Source organism: Tenacibaculum sp. AWR4_210 (assembly GCF_056160945.1).
In genome coordinates this window covers 16,010-36,296 of sequence record NZ_JBSWYF010000014.1, presented here as the reverse complement: position 1 = coordinate 36,296, position 20,287 = coordinate 16,010, and the positions used below count along the sequence as shown (strand labels likewise).

Sequence of the window (20,287 nt, the reverse complement as noted above, 5' to 3'; positions counted from 1 at the left end):
CGTTAAAAATTACTATTTTATTGGAAAATCAAAATAGGTAGTACGGAAAGGTTCATTACGCAGTGTAAAGTGCCACCATTCATTTTTATAAGGTCGAAACCCGTATTTGAGCATTACTTTTCGGAGTAAATAGCGATTGGCCAGCTGCTTTTTGGTGAGTTTTGTGTAGTTGGTATGAGAAATTTTACCAAAAAAATCATAAGGACTTCCCATATCTACGTCGGTATTGGTTTTTAAATTCACCAAAGTTAAATCGACTGAACTACCGCGTGAATGTCCTGATTTCGAAGCAATATAGCCCAGTTTAAACAGGAGTCGTTTATTTACCTTAGGGTAAAATTGGCGTTTGGTTAGGGTGTCGTTAATAACGCGAGCCCAACGTACAAAATGATTGACTGCAGTTTGAGGTCGGTACGCATCGTATATTTTTAGAGAATAGCCTTTTGTAAGCAATTCTGCTTGGACTTTTTTAAGCGCTTTAGCCGTTGCAGTTGATGTGATTAGGGTATCTGCTAAGTATCCATCCACCCGTTTCCCCACAAAATTATTGCTCGTGAAATAACGGAGCTCTTTTTGAATGCTCGGAGCAATATCATGTACGTAAGAGAATCCTTTTGGAAGCTGTGCGAAGCTCGATGGAGCTAACAGAATGGTCAGGATGATAAATAAGTAATGTTTCATAGTGTCTTGCTTAGTCTAATTGTATAACGTATGATTTTTGTACCGCTTGCGCTCTAGTTTTGGCATTGGCGAATTTAAGATTGAGCTTCGTAATGCGAAAATGATCAAAGGAAGCTAAAACCTTGTAAGGTAGGGCTGTGCTTGTTAGTTGTGAAAGTTGCTCTTGGCTTACAAAAAAGTGCTGTCCTGAATACCTGCTTATTTCACTATAAGGAACCCGTGTATGTGGTGTGTTGAGGTAGAACTCAAAACCAAAATCTGCGTGCTGTTCTTTGACGGTGTGTATGTGTTGTAGGTTTTCGTTAGACCACTCCGCAGCTTTAACTCCTGCTTGATATGCCAGTAAAGTCGGATAAAACTGTGTCATCATAAACAAGTATACCAATAAGTATACCACTGTGGTTCTGTAAAATACTTTGGTAATGGTTTGCTGTTTAAAATGTTTGTTGATCAGTACTACGAGTGCTATACAAAGGATGCTTCCCAGCACAAAAATCCAATTGAATTCTGGAGCTAGTAAATAGTACACTAGAGGGATGGCCACTAAAATAAGACCACTTAATCCATTCAGTATATAGGTTGTTGTACGCGTGAGGGCTATTGATTTTTCTTGCAGCTTACCAATGAAGTCGGCAGTAATAATAGCCATAAAAGGAAAAATGATGTTGGTATAATGTGCGAGTTGGAATTTACTCAATGAAAACATCAAAATAGCGGTAAATGCCGCAAAGAAAGAATAGTATTCTCTATTGAATCCAGGATTTTTAAAAAAGGCCTTTATTTTTAAAACACTCGCGAGGTAGAATAGCAGTGCCCAAGGGAGAAATGCCCAGAGTAGGGTATGAAGGAAGAAAAACACACTTCCGTTGTGATTTACGATGGGACCGGTATTGAAAAAACGACCAAATTGACTGTCCCAAAAGAAAAAACGAACTCCAGATACTCCTTGTTTTCCAAAAACTATCTTTTCAGGATGGAGGTCAAACTGCTGGTATAGCGTATAAATTTCGGGAAGGGTAAACAAGGCAATTAAGACCAACGCCAGGAGCCATTTAAAGGAGAACAACGATTTCCAATTTTTTTGTAATAGTAGCTGCCCTCCGAGCGCAGCAACTATCGGTACTAGAGTGAATACGCCTTTAGTCATCATAGCACAGGCTGCAAAGATACTTCCGATAAGGAGGTGTTTGGTGTCGAAACGATCAACAACAAAGCTGAAATGATATACAGCAGAAATGATAAACCCCGTTAAAAAAGGTTCCGCGCGCACGTCAAAATTAGACAATACACTGTGTAAGGCAGTTGCGAGAATAATGGCGGCATATATTCCCGTTTGACGACTGTAGTATTTTTTAGCAAACAAATAAGTATAATACACTCCTGTAGCAAATACCAGTACTCCAGGGAGTTTATAGGCAAAGCTATTAACTCCGAAAATCTTAAATGAGAGTGCTGTTAGCCAAAAGGGGAGATGAGGTTTGTCGAGCCAATCTTCGCCTAATGAATACAAATTGATGAAGTCGTTGTTGAGGTACATCGTTTTGGAAATAGAAGCGTACAAAGCACCATCAGGAGCCATGACGTCCAGCATCATTCCTATTAAACTGATAACAATGAGTACGGAAAAGACGGCAGCAGTGAGCTGTTTGGTTTGCATATAATTTTTCGTTTACAGGGAACTAAAGTAAAACTTATTCATTGAGAAGCATAATCCTAAACGTAAAATTAATCTAAGTAATTGAGCTGATGTAGCAAAAAGAAAGCCAAAGCTTTTCAGCTTTGGCTTCAACTAATAAAACCAAGTATTAGTATCATCAGGTGTTAGCTAACCCATGAACTAATGTTGTAATGGAATGTGATTGAAACTCAACACGCGTTTCAATTTCCATGTAGTATTTTCAAGCAGCCACAGGTGTGTGAATTGCGCACGACTAGTGGCTGTATTATGCTTTTGTGTAGCGATGGAAAACTCGTGATGTCCTTGTTGAATTGCACCGTACAGAACTTCTTGCTTGTAGAGTGGGTATACTTGCAATGTGTTGGGAACCAGCGAACGCAGCGGTTTAGCTGCTGGACTACTGCAAATAGCCTTCTTTATCGACGCTAAAAATGTCGATTTATCAGAAAATCCCGATTGATCGTGATAGAATTCAAAATCCTCACTAATGATCTCCGACAACGTATCCAATTCACACCTATTAAAGCAACGCTCGAATAGTAGGCTGTCTTTTTGAGCTAAGGTTTTGTAGAGTGTTGACTGCTTTGAAACTTGGCTAAAGCCAAATAGTGAGCAAAGAAACAACCACAAGAGCATTAGGATTTTCATGAAGAAATTACCCTTAAAAAAGAAATCAAAAATAGCGTTCATAATCGGTGTTTATTGGGTTACCAAATACTAAAGTTCACGGTGGTGTTGTCCTTGTCGTAATGACGTACAAAACCGTGCTTACCGTTGGCAATAACAAGCTTTTGTTGCTTGGTACGACCGTGGAATCCGTCATTGCAATCCACATGTAAAGCGTACTTTATAATTTTTCCTTTGGCATCAAATTCTGAACCGTCAAAATCGATGTCGATGTTTCTGCGTTTTTTAAACCAGCGAACCAATTTCTGTAATTCGCTTTTGGTGGTTTCAGAAGTGATGATCAATTCGGCTTTTCCGTCATTAATAGTACTGTCGAACAAAAAGCTGATATCTTCTTTACTGTCCTGATCCCAGTCAGTATTTTCGGGAGCTGTTTCCGTTGAATCGATATCAGATTTTTTAGGTGTTTCACAATCGAGGCAGTCTAATCCTTCTGCCGTCATAATGAGTTCGTGGTTAACCAAATCTTCATCGTATAAATCATCCGTGTTTTTGATGTAGTACAAAAAGTTTTTTGCAGATTCTTCAAAATACACTTTGGTTCCTTCCGGAAGGTATAAGGTTAGTTTTACCTCCTCGTCTTTTAATAGGTTTTTGATTTCACTTAAAAAGAAGGCATCAAAAACTATTTGGTTGTTGGCAGTTTTAAATTTGTACTCTAATTGCTCCGCATTGGTATTTGCTGTACTGCGTTTACGACCTTCAGAGGTCTTTTTGACTTCCAGGTATGCCGTAGCAGTTTCGCTGCGCTTAACACTTATTTTTACGTGATTTGAATACTTTTTATTCACGTCGTCCACGGCGATAATATTAGCATTGTTACTGCTGCTTAAGTACGCTTTATACTGTAAGTTGTCATCGTTTACGACGCGTATTTTTAACGGTTCTTTCGGGTTAATTTGCAGCGTTTGCTTTTCTATTTTTGTTCCGTCATAGGCACGTGAGGTTCCGTACTCAATAGCTGTGAATCCGAGTCCTAATAAAGAAACCAACCAAAGTGCTAGCAAGATGATGACTGTAGTTCCATTTAACTTTTTTAGGTTTGGAGAAAGGATGCGTAGGCCCAATACCAAAAGTACTAAAAACGGTACACCAAAAAACAAAAACAAGAAGGTAGTCAACAGCCAACTCGGCAGTACAGAATCGTAAAATATGGGGAGTATCTCTGTAAGGTCATTGTCGATGTTTAGTATTTCGAAACTTCCTATAGAGAAAATTCCGAGGAGTAAACTCACCAAGGTAATTCCGGATACAAACACTAGGAGGGCACCCAAAAATTTACCGAATATTTTAAATACGGCGAGTAAAATTTTACCCATTGTATCTATGAAGTCTTGGAATCCTGTTTTGCTTTCGGACCGATATTTGTCATAATCAGCCTTACTGATTTTTTCAGAAATATGGCTGGCTCCATCCTTTATTTTGGTGGAAATGTTATTAAACTCATCTCTAATTTTTTTTTCTATATTATCGATGTTTACCGCTTCACCTTCCATTTGTAATTTCTCTGCGGTAGTTTGAGCCTCTGGTAGTAAAATCCAAAGGATGATATAGATTAGCGGTGAGAACCCACTAGCTAACAATAATAAAAATGCCAAACGAATCCATATGGTGTCAATGCCTAAATAATGACCTAAACCGGAACAAACTCCTCCTAAAAATTTGTCGTCTCCATCGCGAAATAATTTCTTACTCGACGATTTTGACTTGCGTTTATACGCAGTGTTTTCTGAATACCCATCTTCAGCTTCAGCATAATCTTCAGGTTGCCCCATGATGGTGATAATTTCATCGATATCTCCTTCATTCACTACTTGACGGGCATCGGTGATACGCTCTGAGAGTAACTCACTAATACGTGCCTCAATATCGGCGATAATTTCATCTTTTCCTTGTGGGTCGTCGCTTAATGACCTTCCTATGGCGTCGAGGTATCTCGATAATTTTTGGTAGGCGGCTTCATCAATATGGAAAAAGAATCCACCTAAGTTTATGTTGATCGTTTTATTCATTTTCAGTTGATTTTGTACTTGTTACTTGGTTTACTGCACTGACCAGGTTGTCCCAGGTCTTGTCTAATTCTTTTAAAAATAGCCCGCCATTTTCTGTTAAGACGTAGTATTTTCTTGGTGGTCCGGAGGTTGATTCTTCCCATCTATAGGATAATAACCCCGCGTTTTTCAACCGAGTTAGTAATGGATATATGGTTCCTTCAACCACAATCATCTCGGCTCCCTTGAGTGTGGTGAGAATCTCGGAAGTATAAGCATCTCGTTGTTTTAAAATCGAGAGTATGCAGTATTCGAGAACTCCTTTTCGCATTTGAGCTTTTGTGTTTTCTATCTTCATCTACTGTGGTTTACATGATTATTTAATAAATTTTATTGTGAACGGATATCGATAGGGTTCTCCGTTGTTGGCTTTCATTGCTGCTATGATAATCAAGGCGATTTTCATTACCGTGACGATACCTACGAAGGAGATGAGTCCAAACGAACCCAATAGGCCTCCTAAGCTCCAGTGATCTCCGAAATCAACATTTATTCCGTTAAAAACATCAAAAATGTTTCCGAAGAATATGGAGCAGAAGGAAGCACTTACTATAAATAAGTACAGGCCAAAACTAATATTAAAGTTTACCGCTTCTTTTCCGTGCTGATCCAAAAATGTGCTTTTTTCTTTGAGGGTTTGCCATAAAATAGCGGGTACTACAATACTTCCAAAAGGAAAGAAATAGCCCGCGAATGCTGATATATGTATCAGAAATGCATTGGTGTTTTCCTTGTTGTTTTGCATGATTTTTGGTTTATATAATACTTTACATTGCAAATATATATCTTTTAAAAGGTATTATGCAATACATAGTACTGAATTTTAACATTTTTTAACAAATAGGTTTCCTTGTGGCTATCTTGGTAAAAAGTTGTACATTGCTTGGAAACACAAAATTTTATGAAGTATACACCTAGGAAAATCAATGCTTTTCTATTGTTTAAGTTACCCGCTGCTTTTTTTACAGGGGTACGAGTTGCGAGTTTAGAAACTGATAAGGCTACCGTAAGCGTTCGTCATCGTTGGGTCAATCAAAACCCCTTCAAATCGATGTTTTGGGCAGTGCAGGGGATGGCGGCTGAGCTTGCAACTGGAGTATTGGTGATGCGTGAAATTGCCGAAAGTGAGCGAAAGGTGTCGATGCTAGTAACCAATATGGATGCTGAATTTACTAAAAAGGCTACCGGAAAAATTTTGTTTCACTGCGAAGATGGTGCGTTGATCAGGAAGGCCTTGACTAAGGCTATTGAAACTGGTGAAGGGCAGGTTGTAGTGGTGCGAGCCCGCGGAGTAAATAGCGAAGGAATTGTGGTCTCTAGTTTTAGCTTTGAATGGAGTTTGAAGGTAAAGGCGTAACAATTTTTACGAATGACTGTCTAATAAAGTAAAACTATAATTTATGAACGCACACGAAATAGATTATCGCATTTTTGGAGAAGAAATGCAATACGTAGAAATAGAATTGGATCCGCAAGAGGGAGTGGTAGCAGAGAGCGGAAGTTTTATGATGATGGATTCAGGAATCCAGATGAATACCATTTTTGGAGATGGGTCAAATCAGGAAAAAGGATTTTTAGGAAAATTGTTTTCTGCTGGGAAGCGTATTTTGACAGGAGAGAGTTTGTTTATGACTGTGTTTACCAATATCGAATACGGTAAAAAGCAGGTATCGTTTGCCTCACCGTACCCGGGAAAAATTATCCCCATTGATTTAACGGAGTTTGGCGGTAAGTTTATTTGTCAGAAAGACGCTTTTTTATGTGCAGCAAAAGGAGTGAGTATTGGGATTGAGTTTTCTAAAAAGCTCGGTAGAGGTCTGTTTGGAGGTGAAGGGTTTATCATGCAGAAAATGGAAGGTGATGGACTAGGATTTATTCACGCAGGAGGAACGATGGCTAAAAAAGTACTACAGCCCGACGAAGTACTCAAGGTCGATACGGGATGTATCGTTGGGTTTACTCAGGATGTCGATTACGATATCGAGTTTGTCGGAGGTATTAAAAATACGATTTTTGGTGGTGAAGGTCTATTTTTTGCTACCCTACGAGGTCCTGGTACGGTATATATACAATCGTTACCTTTTAGTAGATTAGCAGGAAGAGTGTTGGCTATGGCACCTCAGAATGGAGGAGAGAGAGGAGAAGGTAGTGTGCTTGGTGGATTAGGAAATCTACTCGATGGAGATAATAGTTTTTAGCTTATAGCTTGCTAACAAGCTACAGCTACGAAATAAAAAAACCACCAGTATTGGTGGTTTTTTTTGTAATATACGGTTTGTGTTTGTTTATTGGATACCCAACTCTTCAAACATGTTCATTAGCTTTTCTCCATCAGATGGTCTTGGAGCATTAGGGCTAACGATATTTCCTTCTGGATCTACCATGATAAAACGCGGCAATCCTTTAATCGCAAATTTCTTAATAAAGTCAGAGGCGAATGATTTATCGGCAAATAACTGAACTCCTCCCATTTCTTTTTGGGCGATGGTTTCTTGCCATTTTTTATGATCTCTCATGTTATCAACACTGATGCTTACGAACTCGATGTTCTTATCGTGGTATTGTAATTCTAATCGCTTTAACAAAGGAGTTTCACGTTTACAATATCCACACCAGGTAGCCCATACATCAATGTATAAGTATTTACCGTGGCCTAACAAATCACTTAACGAAGTTTTACCACCGTTGTAATTTTCGTAGTTTTCAAAAGTAGGACAAGGATTCCCTTTTGCTGTTAATTTTAACGAGTTAAACAAGTCAGTGATACGTTGTTTATGTGCTTTGTTGTTAGAGTAGGCCATAAACTTCTTATAATAATCCGCTAAATTATCGGTATAAGTAATTCCGTCTTCTGCCTTTTGGAACAACAAGTCGTTTTTCGCGATAGAATCTGTGATTTCTGTTTGAATTGTTTCTAAGAAAACAGTAGGTAAGTCGCTATCATCGGTTGCTTTTGCATTGGCTCTTTTCGTAATCTCTTCTTTTAAGATTGTACGGTAGTGTTCCGAATTCTTATAATCGTTTCCGTTGTCGAAATTGAGTTGCTCCATCACTTTAGGGAAGTTTTCTGATGGTGTATACTCGCTATCGCCACTTAAAGAAGGATAATACTCAGGGTAGTAGTATAAATCACGTAAATATTCGTACTCGATATTTTTTAATTCTTTTTTCAAAAACTCTTCTGGTAATCCACTGGTTGTTGCCAAGTTGGTTAACGCACTTTTATACGCTTCAAGTTTTTCTAAAAAAGCAGTCTCTTCTAATGATAACAATTCTCTTAAGTTAATAATCTGCTCAGAGAAAATTTTTGTTTTCGCTAAAAAGTATTTTGGGATAGCTGCATTGATTCCTTCAAACAATACTGCTTCAGGATTCTTGTAATCCAACAATACTTTTAAATCATCCGTTTGGGTAAGGTATAGGTTGAATTTTCTTTTATTAATGGCAAGCGTGTAGTATCCTGGTTCTGTAATTCTCAAGGTATCTACAAAGTTCTTTTGCTTTCGGTCAAACTTTATTTTCTTTTCAAAGTTAAATCCTGTAAGCTTTACGTCTCTTTTCTTAAAATTGTCTATAGCTCCCGACAATACCATGTAATCCTTAACAGGCTCTTTCTTATCGTCGCATGAAAGCATAATACCTCCTATGAGGGCTAAAAGTACTAATTTTTTCATTCTTGTATATTTAGGTAAATGTAGTGTTTAAAAGCCCGAAAGTACTCTATTTAGTTTTTTTTTCAAAGAAATAAACCAATTATTTGAATTTATTTTCGTATTTAAGTGGTTAGAAATAAATTAATTATTTGTAAGTAATCGGGTGGTATGTTGTACATTAACTCATGCATCTATTCTTATTAGTAGAAACTAATGGAAATAAAAAAAACTGAGATTGATCTCAGTTTTAGCGTTTTCTTTCTTTTTCAATAACAATTATCCCCTCAAATAAGTTTCACATAGTAGTAGATTGTTCCTCATAGTTTAAACGTTAATTGTTAAAGCTATGTTAATACAATAATTATACCAAAAACACGTTGGTGTTACTGTTTTTTAACTTTTTTTTGATTTTTTTTGTCGTATTTGTAATTGTAGGAGAAAATTATTGTGTTTATCTCCTTTGTTTGTAGGGAGTTGTGTGCGCTGTAAATTAAAAAACCTCTGCACAATGTACAGAGGAGCCGTCGACTTATATTACAAGGGGAAATAATTAAGTAACTGCTCTAAAAGTACAAAAAAAAGAGGGGAATTAAAAATGAAACGATATTTAAGTGTCTGTTTGTTAGTGTTTTGAAAAGAAAAAGGGAGCCGCTTCGGCTCCCTAGACTATTCACTTAAAAACCCTTCTTACAAATTTTAAAGCTTAATAGTGCTGCAAAAATCATTAAAAAGATTGGATTGACCAATACCGAATTTCACTAGTTGGAGCCTAGAGACTATTGCTGATACCCCCTCCTTAGTAACCATGAGGAGGGCGAAAGCGCTTTAGTTACTGATGTTTTTTGCTACTTGGTTGCAAAGGAAAATTGGGGGGATTAGTGTTGAATTAATGCCTCGAGTTAACAGCTTATAACAGAACCCAAAAAGGTTCTCCTAGGAGAACCTTTTTGGGTTTGATTTAATCAGTTACAATCAAATCTACTACTACTAAACTATACTACATTCTTTTAGACAACAAAAAAATGAAGAAGTCACAAAAAAAATAAAAAAAGCTCCCGAAGGAGCTGATAAACAAAGTATAGGGGTTAGAAAAAATGAAGGTTGGTTAGTTTTCAAATTGATATAGTCGGTAATTTTCTTAAAAATTCCTACCCTTAAATGAGTAGGAATTTTCCCCTTGAAATATTAAGCTGTCCGAAATATGCATTTCAAACACATTGCAATCTACCTTAATTGAAAGAGCTGTACAATAAGGGGAAACCCTAGAGTTGCACTCATGGTTTTTACCTATAGCGCTACCTGTTAACCATGATTCTAATCAGCTGTTATATGCAGTAAAGCAAGCAGAATTACTGATGAATGCTTATTAAACGAATTTGAACTTTTCAGGACTCCTCACCATTTTTTCATAAAAATAGCGATCAATAGTAAGAGGTTCTTTAAGGTTAGGAAATTGAATGACATATTGATTGCCATAACTTTTGATGAATTTGACGAGTGTGATACGTGCTACCATAATTTTTTGATTTTATTTCTTTAAGATAGCTAGAATAGGTTGTTTTCGGAACAAAAAATAGTTGGTGTGAACCTTTAAATCGACAAAGTCAACGAATCTGTGGGTTTTTGAAAAAAGAATTGCTCCAAAATTGGAGCAATTGGGTAACAAAAAAATTAAGTGGGGTGAATTTGCATTCGTTTATATAACAAGAGTTTTCTTGTTTACCCTACTTTTAGGAACGCGAAAACTGCTCTTGTAAAAGAGCAGTTCCCTTGATATAGCCTTCCCGATTAAATCGTACAGCTGCCTAAGCACCTGTAACCTACTACGTTTGAAAATTAGCTGATGGGTGTGGTTAAGTTGTTAAACTAGTTTGAATAAATGTTTAGCTTTTAGGAAGGTAAGATTACGAAGCTGTAAAGTAAGGGAAATTTGTTGTTGAAAATAGCGAGTGAAAAGTAACAGTAATACTGCATAGCTGCAGAAGTTATTCCGAAACGCGCTGGTAAGCAGCTTTGAGATCCATTATTTTTTTTGTCGGATTTGTTGCTCTAATGTATAAGGTTCCATTCAAAATCATGGAATGAGCTTCGTATAATTCAATATTATTCGAGTCTAAGGTTCTAAGGTAGTCTTTCTCTTCGGTGAAAAACAAGGTGTCGTATTTGTCTTTTACTAAAATTAGATTCTTAAGGTTATCGATATTGTTGAGTAAAACTGTTTTCATGATACTTTTTTTTCGCTGTGGTAAAAATACGTTGAGAAAGAAGAGTACTTGGCTTAATATCGATAAGTGGTCGGTACTTATAGGTAAATGGTATAAAAATTTCTTTTATTGGAATGGGGATGTTTTGGGTTTACGAAGAGCAAATGTCAGCTAATAGGAAGAAAGTAGGAAGGGGGGCAAAAAAAAAGCGAACCAAAGTTCGCTAGTAGTTACTCACAACACTCTCCCCAGAAGGCATATTGTACTGCGGTGTAGCATTGAAAAGTGATAAAACATCCCGAATTGTCACTTCCTCCAATTGATTGTAATTGCTCTTTTGATAATGGTTGTCCTAAACCTTTTAGTTTATTAGTCATAATGTGTGATTTTAAGTGAGCTAAAACTAGCGAAAGGATTTTAAGAAATTTAAAAGTAATTGGTATTTATAGTAAGGTAAAACCATACTTTTTTATAGAAAATAGCTCATGACAATCCATACTACGATTCCAAATAGTACGAAGAACAGTAGTTTTATTAGATATCCTGCTACAATGTTCTTTTTTTCATGTTTAGGCAGTAGGTATTGTTGAAAGTCGTGTTTTTTACCGTGGATTAACATAAAAAAGATGGCGCCGAGCCATTCGTGAAACCCTATATTTCCAGTGGAGTCATAGGCACGTATACGTTTTGAAGTTTTTGTGGTTTTCATGGTCTTTTTTATATGGGACGTTAAAGAGGTGTTTTTGTTACAAAAAGTTGAAGAATACCAACGTTTTATAGACTTGCAGTTGCAAGCTGTGAATGTAAATTAGAAAGAGAGGGTAAGATGTTGTTTAGATCCTACCTAATAAAAGTGTAGATCACCAGTGTATGTTGGAGTTAGACGAATTGTATTAGCGTAGTTGTGAAGTATAGTTGACTGTTATTGCAAAAAAAAAGGCAATCCCAATTGGACTGCCTATAGGTTGGTTTAGTTACCTCTTTCAGGTACACAAACACAAAATTCGTTTAATTCGAATCCGCGTTGACAAATTCGAATAAATACACCACAAGGGTGCTCCCCTCCGTTGATAGTTTGTTGATCAGCTTTGTTCAAGGTAGTCCCTAAGTTTGAAATGTTCTCTATCATGATATAAATTTTAAGTCGCCTAAAGTTAGTGACTTATGCTTTTTTGAATTCGATAAAAACAATAAAAAAAGTAAGGAAAAACCTTAAAATTGAATCGCTTAATACGTGTTTTTTTGTAGAAAAACTTCTCGGGTGGCATCAAAAATGAGAATGAATCCGTCATCAAAAGAAATTTTTTCAATTTTTTCAGGTTGTGAGCCGTAGGTTAATCCATAGGTATTGGTTGCTTTTTTACGCCACTTACCATTTTTTATCTCTTTTTGAATACAGCCATTCGGGGTTTTTTCGTGAAGGGTAAAACGTATCCGACCGTCTTTTGTGAAAACAAGTTCATCTTTTTTAAGGCAGTCATCATATTGTACTCCATTTTTAGATTCTCGGTACCAGGTACCTAGCAGGGGTTCGTAGGGTTCATCAGGTCCGCAACAATTAACGGTGATACAACTGAAGTACAAGAAGCATAAGGAAAGTAGGCCTAGTGTAGTTTTGTTCATAGTATTTTTTAATTTTTCGATAGACAGTTGCAAAATAAATAAAATCACCGCAGCATGAAAATTTCTAAAGCGAACCTGTCAAAATATGATCTAAGTGAAATGTAATTTGCTGTGTTATTATTGAAATAGTAGGGAACCGAACCCAGCTGCTAATTTTGTTTTGAATAATCCTGGTTACTACTCATCATTTTGTTGAGTACCCATACATGAGGGAGCGTTATACTGGCGAGGGCAGCGAAGAGAATAACGAGCAGCAGGGTGCTGTCTTTTAAATAGAAAAATAGCAAGGTTAGTCCTACTAATGCAGCCAGCCAATACCAAAGGCTCGCTCTAAAAAAGCGAAAAAGGTTTGGAGTACTGGTAGATCCGTAGAGGTACGTAACCTGTTTAAGTAAGGAAGGAATACTGTGCCAGAAAACAAAGTATACAGTAAAGGACCATACCAAACTGGAGGTTTTAAAAAGGATTGAGAATACCAAGAGGAAAAATACCTGCTTCGCTCCTTCGTACATTGTCATTTTCTTTCGATACATAAAAAAGCAAAAGTATAGCAGTATCACCATACTTGAAATGAAAAGACCAAGGTAATAATACAAAGGGTTGATCGTCGTTTTGGTGATTTCGTAAATAATGGTATTTGTTTCTTCTAGGTTACAAGAAAAGAGTAAAAAAAAGATGAGTAAGCCATAATTCAAAAAAAGACCGTGTTTAGAAAAAAAAATCAAGTTGGTTCTTTTGGGGGAGAAGTGCTCTTCTCCGAAGTGATAGGCACTGATTAGGATAAAAATAACCAATGCTGGGACAGGAAAAAAGAAAAAGAAAAGAAGAGCTGCGAGTACCAATAAAAGGTAGTTACGGAGTTTAGAGTAAAAGGGTATGGGAGTGTTTGAGTTACGTTTATTAACCGCATCAATCAATGATAAATCATTTGCTCCATGGATGACTCCGAAGGTTAGAATTAAAAAATAAGCAATAAAATTTTCTAGAAGACTATCGATGAAAAATGAAAACCATAAGGTGAAAAGGGTAATTACGATGTTAAAACCTGGTTTTTCAAGTATGAGTGGTTTAGATTGTTTCATTTTTAATTTAAATAACTGATATAAAGGTAGTTATTTTTGTTTAATATTTTGTAAATTTACTTAAACAAAAAATATATTTATCATGGAATTTTTAACAACAACAACTAAAATCCCCCCAATTCCTACTGATGATTATGTAGGATTCACCTTTTTCGTAGGATGTATGGCTATGATGGCCGCTTCTGTATTTTTCTTTTTAATTATGAGCAGTTACGATAGAAAATGGAAAACGTCTATTTTGGTATCTGGATTAATTACTTTTATTGCGGCGGTTCACTACTGGTATATGAGAGATTATTGGTATAGCCATGGGAGTTCACCTACTTTTTTTAGATATGTAGATTGGATTTTAACGGTGCCTTTAATGTGTGTAGAGTTTTATCTTATTCTCAAAGTGGCAGGAGCCAAAAAATCACTCATGTGGAAATTGATCATACTATCGGTAATCATGCTAATTACAGGATATTTCGGAGAGGCCGTGTTTAGAGAACAGGCGTGGCTATGGGGCTTAATTTCAGGAGTGGCTTATTTCGCAATCGTATACGAAATCTGGTTTGGAGAAGCCAAAAAACTCGCGTTGAGAGCAGGAGGCGCTGTTTTGTCAGCTCATAAAATGCTTTGCTGGTTTGTTTTGGTAGGTTGGGCTATTTATCCGCTAGGGTATATGGCCGGAACACCGGGGTGGTACGAAGGCATTTTTGGAGGTCTACCAATGGATGTCATTTATAATATAGGAGATGCCATTAATAAGATCGGCTTCGGATTGGTCGTCTTTAATTTGGCTGTTTCCGCTTCGGAATAAAGAAGGTATAGGTATAACATATCCTTCGTGTAAAGATCTCGCTTCGGCGAGATTTTTGTTTAGGTTTTGTTTGTTTGTTTGTGATAGACGTTTTTGTGGTGATAAAGATTTTGATAAGTAGTTGGGGAAAAGGGAGTCGTATTATGGACCGTCATTTCTCACTCAGGCCTAATCGTTATCTTTGATGTCAAAAATACATTGGGGGATGGGAAATAGAGCGAATTATATTGTCAAACAAAACTCAGAGTTTAATCTGTATTATACCCATTGGAGGTCGGTGAATATCTGTGCAGATCTCCTATTAGGAGCTCCAGCTTTTTTAAAGTACACTTCTACGTGTAAAGAAGTAGAGGAGCTTCTTAGTTGGACCTATCTTGAGGGCTGCGTTTTTGTAGATTTAGATACCAAACAGTTGCTTTTTTGGGAAGGTGAACATTTACAGTGTACGACGGTACGCAGGAAGTTTCTGCAAAAGTTACAAGGAAAATGGCGCGGTTGGGGTATTCAATACTGTGACCATGAGATGGAAATATTGGGTGCTTTGACGGGATTGACCTATGGGTTCGAACAGCCAATAATTTATGAGTCAGCTGATGAAGTGTCAATGACAGATGTGACGGGTGAAAATTCATATTTTGACACTTTAGTCATACTAAAATCAAAAGGAGAGGTATTCGTGAAATACGTCGATGGGGTTTCTGACGTAGATATATTGTTACAAGGGCCTAGCGTAGTGCCTCAATTAAACGTGTTTTTAGAGCGAAGGTTGCCTGTTGAAGGAGCTGCAGAATTTGTTAACTTACTAGTGATTGATTGCGATAGAAAAAAGATTTGGATAAATCAGTACCTTCCGGGTATAGAGCAGGTTGCTCAGATGCAATGGTCGGGATGGGGTATTGAGAGCGGTAATTTTGGATATTTGCGATTGTTGGAGGAATTGGGGATCTCTGTAGCCACGCTGCAAATGACTGAAAAAGAAGTACAAGAAGCGCTAAACAGTAGTGGTACTAGTTCGGAAGCCTATAATCCTCATGGATTATTGGAGTCTTTGTCGGGTATTGGAGAGGAGATTATGGTAAATTCTAATTTTTTTGACACCAATAGGCCTGAGCTAACTTGGTGGCAGCGCGTACTGCGTTTTTGGAGTTAATCAAATAGAAATATTTGGGTTGCCCGCTGATAAAGAAGTCATTTAAGATAGGGTACTCCTGTACATCGTTGTTTTCTTTTTTACCAGATTCCTTATCTTTGAAGATAAAATTTGTAAGATGGAAGAAAAAATAATAATTCCTTTGAGTAAAACCAAAATGATTTTATCGTTAGTAGGAGCCTGTGCATTTGTTGTGGCAGGAGTATGGTTGTTTTTAAACACCGCCCAATTTAGTGAATTCCCCTATGCTTTTTTTAGAGAGCCATTGGTAATAAGGGCTGTCGGATTGATCTCTATAGTGTTTTTTGGGGCCATTGCCGTGATGGTTATTCGCAAGTTGTCAGATGATAAAGCAGGACTGATTTTGGATGCCGCAGGAATTGTTGATAATTCGAATGCGACGAGTATTGGATTTATAGCTTGGGAAGATGTGACAGCGATTAGAAGACACCAGGTAATGTCAACTAAGTTTTTGCTGATTGATGTGGTTGATTCAGAGAAGTATATCAATAAAGCAAAAGATGGATTTATGACTAAAATGCTTAGATTGAATACGAAACAGTACGGAACTCCTATTTCAATTTCCTCAAATTCATTGCAGTGTAGTTTTGATGAATTAGAAGCGAAAGTACACAGTGCATTTGATAAAGGAACTAGCTAGCTGGGGTGTAAAAACTTGCTTAAAAGTTAAAAAATAACACATTTTAATAGGGAAAGCCATGGACAATGTTGATGAAATTCTCGAATACCTTAAAGAGCACCGTTCAGAGAAGTATAAAAAATTTGTGACCAAACTAGGGATTCCTGAAGCGAATAGTTTAGGAGTCTCGATGAAGGTTCTTCGAGAGCTTGCGAAACAAGTAGAAGGCACACAAGACTTGGTGGAAGCACTGTGGAATACAGGGTGCCATGAAGCACAGTTACTGGCAGTTTTACTGGTAGACCCGTATAAGGTAGCACCAAAATGGGCTATTTCGCGAATTGATGATGTCCATTCCTGGGATCTTTGTGATCACCTGTGTAAAAATGTACTTTTTTGTCTACCGGAATTCGAAGATTTGATACTGACTTGGCAACGAGCCGAACAGTTATATCGCAAAAGAGCGGCTTTTGTATTGATTGTATGTGCTGTGATTCACGATAAAAAACTTGAAGAAAACGTGTTAGATACCTATCTCGAATTGATAAGAAAACACCAGTCTGATTCACGTATTCACGTAAAGAAGGCAGTTTCTTGGGCTTTGCGAACTATAGGGAAAAGCAGCATACGTTCTTTTCAAAAAGCGAAGTTGATAGCGACGAGTTTAATGGAAGATTCTAATGTACACAGACAGTGGGTAGGTAGGGATGCTTTCAACGAATTTAATAAGCTCATTCCGTATACGTCAAAAAATAGAATGGTTCCCAAAAATGGAAAAATAGGAAAGTTGCTCGCTGAAGGAAAGTTGCAGTAATACTATACGGTGTTTTACGAACGATTTAAGTTTTATAATTGATGAAAATAACGATAAGACAAGAAACAAGAGAAGACCACAAAGAGGTCTTTTCCTTGATTGAAAAAGCTTTTGAAAAAGAGCCATACAGCGATCACAGAGAACAGTTTTTGGTTGAACGCCTTCGTAAATCCAACGCTTTTATTCCTCAATTGTCACTTGTGGCAGAAGCCAAGGGAGTAGTGGTAGGGTATATTTTGGTGACTGCGTTAAAAATAAAGGGAGAAAGGGAAGAGTTCGATTCTCTGGCACTTGCCCCTGTTGCAGTGCTACCAGAATTACACGGGAAGGGAATTGGAGCACAACTCATTGAAGAAGCCCATCGGAAGGCTATAGAATTGGGGTATACATCCGTGATTTTACTCGGGCATGCAGCCTATTATCCGAGGTTTGGATACCGCCAGGCACATACTTTTGGAATTACCTTGCCTTTTGAAGTGCCCAAAGAGAATTGTATGGCTATTGAACTCGTTGCTGATGCACTTAAAGGTGTACAAGGAGTAGTTGCCTACCCTCAAGAATTTTATGAATAAAAAATGAGGAAGTTTTCCCTATGGAAAGCCTTCCTCATTCATGTTACTCTCTGATTATAATCCAAAAATAAACGAAACGCTGACCTTGAAATTTGTAAGTTAGGTGAGTGTGGCTTTTGTATCGATAATTTGACTTTTACCATAGTTGTTTGGAATTTTTTGTAAGCGTATTCCATTGCTGTTGGTAAATTTTTTCAAGTGAAAATTTATAATATATTTGCAGCTGTCTATGAAAAAGAGCCCTGCACAAAAAATGCTTTCAGGCTCATAAAGATTTTAGTACTCCCTAGGTTTAATTGGTAAGCCTTTGATGGGTATGTGTTAAAGGCTACTGGTTTATTGAAACCTAGCCTCTGAATATTTAATTGAATTTGGATTTGAAATTACTATACATTTAAACTATAAATTATTATGAAAACTAAATTAAAAATTGCGGCCCTTGCCTTTGTTGGTGGTGTCTTCAGTATGAATGGGCAAATCGATGCGAACAAAAACTTTAGCATTGAGTACAACAAAAAATTGTACAGTAAGTCAACTGATGCCTTTAAATTTGAGATGATCCCTTTTACTACAGCAGGAAACACAGAGTTTAGGAATTTTTACCCATCAGGTACCTATCAATTTTACGTTTCTAACGGAGCTAATGGTAGTGCAAATACATTGGGATTATTTATCAATCAGTTCGGAAATGTTGGAATTGGTGATCAGTACCCCGGAGGAAAATTTTCTATTCGAGATGCTAACCAAGTACTAAATTTTTTGACTAACAAAAAATTAGTTGGAACTTGGCCAGCTACAAGTGAAGCCAGAACAATGACCATTCAGTCTTCCGGTAGTTCAGCTGGAAACTTGGCATTTGCAACAGGGAATACTGAAGTTATGCGATTAACAGAAGAAGCGAATATAGGTATTGGAACTACAACTCCGGCAGCGAAGTTAGATGTTAATGGAAGTGTGGTGATTAAAGATGGTCACAATATATCATGGGGAAATAAGTATGGAGCTGGTATTCCTACCATCGCATCGAATATTGCTTCCGGTATGCACTTTTACCCTGCAGGAGCTACTTCGGGTGCTACCTTTCGCATATTTAAAGACGGAGGAGCTAAGTTTACCAACAATCTAGAGGTAGTAGGAGATTTAAAAATTCCACACGATAAAACCTTGGGTGCAGGAAGTGGAACTGCGGTAAAAATGTGGGGAATTAGAGGACAGGCAGGAAGTAATCAACGCCTTGAATTATACGATAGAGTGTCAATAGGATATCCTGATGGATGGAATAGTTTTCCAGAACCTCCTCAGCATGGATTGTATGTACATGGAGCAGTAAATATTGGGAGTAAATCAACAGGAAAACACAAATTGGCTGTTGAAGGGTCTATCGGAGCTCGCGAAATTAAAGTACAGGCGTTTCCTGGTTGGGCAGATTTCGTTTTTGAGAAGGAATATCAATTGCCGAGTTTAACAGAAGTTGCCGATCATATTAAAAGAAAAGGGCATTTAAAGGATATACCAAGCGCCAAAGAAGTCGCTGAGAATGGCTTTTATTTAGGAGCTATGGATGCGAAGTTGTTGCAAAAGATTGAAGAGTTGACGCTCTATACCATCCAACAAGAAAAGGAAATTCAGACCTTAAAGAAGCAGCAGGAAAAGATTGATGCTCAGGAACAAAAAATCCAGAAATTAGAAGCCTTGGTTCAAAAACTGTTAGCGACTAAAAAATAAAAAGAATCAGAATTACATATCTAAAAAAACACCTTTTCAAGAGGTGTTTTTTTTATGGGAAATTTATAGTACTTTCAGTACTAGTAAGTACTAGACTCGAAGGAGATTCCTTATACTATTGGGCGTGCGGTAATGCTAGCTTGTAGCCTTATTTGTCTAAGCATATAAATAAAGTTTATTACTAGGAGTATCACCTGGTAAAAAAAAATGAAATGAAAATACCAGACCTCTTTAGTTTAGTTGTAACTAGTTGTGTTAAGAGCATCTTACTTGGCATATTGATATCTCTTTTTTCTAGTTGTACGCATCCGCTGGAAAAGAAACGTACTTTGTCTATGCGTTCCAATAAGCATAGGAGTGTTTTGCCATTGAAAAGTACTAGTATAAACGATAGCCTTATGCCGCATTTGCTAGCATACTATGCCAAAAAGAAATGGATTGTTAAAAGCAACAAGCATATTCAACTTACCTTGCCGTTTGATGTTCATGGGCTTGATTGTGGAGCACCTGATTGTTATACTACTGAATTGTTGTGTTCACTACCAGTGCTTGCTGCTAAAATCACACCCAAAAGTTTTCTTGTTCAGGTAGCAGAATATGGTTGTGTGGAACAAAAAACACTTGGACCTGTGCAATTTGACCTCTGTGAGCAAAGTCAAAATTTCCTAAATTTTTACGCAAAACAATTAGGGAGTAATTTGTATTTTACTAAAAATGGGGCAGTGTATTACTACGTGCATCATAAGAAAACTCCTATTAGGTATCGACAATTCGACAGCTTACTGCAAAGTCGATATTTTGAAGAGGCGACAGCGATTCCTTATAAAATAGCTTTGTTAAAAGAACGCTATTGAACCTGAGAATAGATGTGAATTAAGTAATTGGTATTGGTAAGTTACGTTCCCGTTACAAATCTTTTTGACTT

General features: G+C 37.2%; 24 protein-coding genes. 10 read left to right on the top strand and 14 right to left on the bottom strand.

What is annotated here, in order from left to right:
* Positions 1–12: 12 nt before the first annotated feature.
* The 6 genes from ACXAG7_RS18785 to ACXAG7_RS18760 form a co-directional block, all read right to left on the bottom strand.
* On the bottom strand, positions 13–681 hold the full coding sequence (locus ACXAG7_RS18785; RefSeq protein ID WP_408044583.1) for a M15 family metallopeptidase: 669 nt from the start codon (positions 679–681) through the stop codon (positions 13–15).
* A gap of 10 nt (positions 682–691) precedes the next feature.
* The gene (locus tag ACXAG7_RS18780) at positions 692–2,338 is read right to left on the bottom strand and encodes an ArnT family glycosyltransferase (RefSeq protein ID WP_476667779.1); all 1,647 of its coding nucleotides are present in this window, start codon (positions 2,336–2,338) and stop codon (positions 692–694) included.
* Positions 2,339–2,518: 180 nt separating this feature from the next.
* Positions 2,519–3,049, bottom strand: coding sequence for a nuclear transport factor 2 family protein (locus tag ACXAG7_RS18775; protein ID WP_476667778.1), 531 nt, complete (start codon positions 3,047–3,049; stop codon positions 2,519–2,521).
* Positions 3,050–3,066: 17 nt separating this feature from the next.
* On the bottom strand, positions 3,067–5,058 hold the full coding sequence (locus ACXAG7_RS18770) for a PspC domain-containing protein (RefSeq protein ID WP_476667777.1): 1,992 nt from the start codon (positions 5,056–5,058) through the stop codon (positions 3,067–3,069).
* Complete coding sequence (locus ACXAG7_RS18765) at positions 5,051–5,395, bottom strand: PadR family transcriptional regulator (protein ID WP_408044579.1); 345 nt, start codon at positions 5,393–5,395, stop codon at positions 5,051–5,053. Before ACXAG7_RS18765 ends, ACXAG7_RS18770 begins: the two co-directional genes overlap by 8 nt.
* 18 nt (positions 5,396–5,413) lie before the next feature.
* Complete coding sequence (locus tag ACXAG7_RS18760) at positions 5,414–5,842, bottom strand: DUF4870 domain-containing protein (protein WP_408044578.1); 429 nt, start codon at positions 5,840–5,842, stop codon at positions 5,414–5,416.
* 156 nt (positions 5,843–5,998) lie between these two features.
* Here ACXAG7_RS18760 and ACXAG7_RS18755 point away from each other — a divergent pair, with 156 nt between their 5' ends.
* Complete coding sequence (locus tag ACXAG7_RS18755) at positions 5,999–6,454, top strand: DUF4442 domain-containing protein (protein WP_476667776.1); 456 nt, start codon at positions 5,999–6,001, stop codon at positions 6,452–6,454.
* A 43-nt stretch (positions 6,455–6,497) separates the two neighbouring features.
* Positions 6,498–7,295: a TIGR00266 family protein gene (locus tag ACXAG7_RS18750; protein ID WP_476667775.1), complete on the top strand. Its 798-nt coding sequence runs from the start codon at positions 6,498–6,500 to the stop codon at positions 7,293–7,295.
* Between the two features lie 87 nt (positions 7,296–7,382).
* Here the strand turns inward: ACXAG7_RS18750 and ACXAG7_RS18745 are convergent, their stop codons facing one another.
* The 3 genes from ACXAG7_RS18745 to ACXAG7_RS18735 all read right to left on the bottom strand — a co-directional run bounded on the left by ACXAG7_RS18745 (position 7,383) and on the right by ACXAG7_RS18735 (position 10,975).
* A complete protein-coding gene (locus tag ACXAG7_RS18745) occupies positions 7,383–8,771 on the bottom strand; it encodes a TlpA family protein disulfide reductase (RefSeq protein WP_408044575.1) in 1,389 nt (462 codons plus the stop codon).
* A 1,345-nt stretch (positions 8,772–10,116) separates the two neighbouring features.
* Complete coding sequence (locus ACXAG7_RS18740) at positions 10,117–10,266, bottom strand: hypothetical protein (RefSeq protein WP_476667774.1); 150 nt, start codon at positions 10,264–10,266, stop codon at positions 10,117–10,119.
* A gap of 469 nt (positions 10,267–10,735) precedes the next feature.
* Positions 10,736–10,975, bottom strand: a complete 240-nt coding sequence (locus ACXAG7_RS18735; protein WP_476667773.1) for a hypothetical protein — start codon at positions 10,973–10,975, stop codon at positions 10,736–10,738.
* Here ACXAG7_RS18735 and ACXAG7_RS18730 point away from each other — a divergent pair.
* Positions 10,974–11,129, top strand: coding sequence for a hypothetical protein (locus ACXAG7_RS18730; RefSeq protein WP_476667772.1), 156 nt, complete (start codon positions 10,974–10,976; stop codon positions 11,127–11,129). The two genes, ACXAG7_RS18735 and ACXAG7_RS18730, sit on opposite strands and share 2 nt — an antisense overlap.
* Before the next feature lie 55 nt (positions 11,130–11,184).
* Here the strand turns inward: ACXAG7_RS18730 and ACXAG7_RS18725 are convergent, their stop codons facing one another.
* The 5 genes from ACXAG7_RS18725 to ACXAG7_RS18705 form a co-directional block, all read right to left on the bottom strand.
* Positions 11,185–11,331: a hypothetical protein gene (locus ACXAG7_RS18725; RefSeq protein ID WP_476667771.1), complete on the bottom strand. Its 147-nt coding sequence runs from the start codon at positions 11,329–11,331 to the stop codon at positions 11,185–11,187.
* A gap of 92 nt (positions 11,332–11,423) precedes the next feature.
* A complete protein-coding gene (locus ACXAG7_RS18720) occupies positions 11,424–11,663 on the bottom strand; it encodes a hypothetical protein (RefSeq protein ID WP_476667770.1) in 240 nt (79 codons plus the stop codon).
* 261 nt (positions 11,664–11,924) lie between these two features.
* Positions 11,925–12,083, bottom strand: coding sequence for a hypothetical protein (locus tag ACXAG7_RS18715; RefSeq protein ID WP_408044570.1), 159 nt, complete (start codon positions 12,081–12,083; stop codon positions 11,925–11,927).
* 98 nt (positions 12,084–12,181) lie between these two features.
* Positions 12,182–12,577 (bottom strand): lipocalin-like domain-containing protein, encoded by a 396-nt coding sequence (locus tag ACXAG7_RS18710; protein WP_408044569.1) that lies wholly within the window; start codon positions 12,575–12,577, stop codon positions 12,182–12,184.
* A gap of 149 nt (positions 12,578–12,726) precedes the next feature.
* Entirely contained in the window at positions 12,727–13,659 is a 933-nt protein-coding gene (locus ACXAG7_RS18705; protein WP_476667769.1) for a Brp/Blh family beta-carotene 15,15'-dioxygenase, read from the bottom strand.
* An 82-nt stretch (positions 13,660–13,741) separates the two neighbouring features.
* Here ACXAG7_RS18705 and ACXAG7_RS18700 point away from each other — a divergent pair, with 82 nt between their 5' ends.
* The 7 genes from ACXAG7_RS18700 (at position 13,742) to ACXAG7_RS18670 (ending at position 20,216) form a co-directional block, all read left to right on the top strand.
* Positions 13,742–14,461 carry a bacteriorhodopsin-like gene (locus tag ACXAG7_RS18700; protein WP_408044567.1) on the top strand — a complete coding sequence of 240 codons (720 nt, stop codon included), beginning with the start codon at positions 13,742–13,744 and terminating at the stop codon, positions 14,459–14,461.
* Positions 14,462–14,645: 184 nt separating this feature from the next.
* Positions 14,646–15,611, top strand: a complete 966-nt coding sequence (locus ACXAG7_RS18695) for a hypothetical protein (protein ID WP_476667768.1) — start codon at positions 14,646–14,648, stop codon at positions 15,609–15,611.
* A 118-nt stretch (positions 15,612–15,729) separates the two neighbouring features.
* Positions 15,730–16,272 carry an STM3941 family protein gene (locus ACXAG7_RS18690; RefSeq protein ID WP_476667767.1) on the top strand — a complete coding sequence of 181 codons (543 nt, stop codon included), beginning with the start codon at positions 15,730–15,732 and terminating at the stop codon, positions 16,270–16,272.
* A gap of 58 nt (positions 16,273–16,330) precedes the next feature.
* Entirely contained in the window at positions 16,331–17,065 is a 735-nt protein-coding gene (locus ACXAG7_RS18685; protein ID WP_476667766.1) for a DNA alkylation repair protein, read from the top strand.
* A gap of 41 nt (positions 17,066–17,106) precedes the next feature.
* Complete coding sequence (locus ACXAG7_RS18680) at positions 17,107–17,637, top strand: GNAT family N-acetyltransferase (protein WP_476667765.1); 531 nt, start codon at positions 17,107–17,109, stop codon at positions 17,635–17,637.
* 411 nt (positions 17,638–18,048) lie between these two features.
* Positions 18,049–19,362, top strand: a complete 1,314-nt coding sequence (locus ACXAG7_RS18675; RefSeq protein ID WP_476667764.1) for a hypothetical protein — start codon at positions 18,049–18,051, stop codon at positions 19,360–19,362.
* Positions 19,363–19,574: 212 nt separating this feature from the next.
* Complete coding sequence (locus tag ACXAG7_RS18670; RefSeq protein WP_476667763.1) at positions 19,575–20,216, top strand: hypothetical protein; 642 nt, start codon at positions 19,575–19,577, stop codon at positions 20,214–20,216.
* Positions 20,217–20,287: the final 71 nt, after the last annotated feature.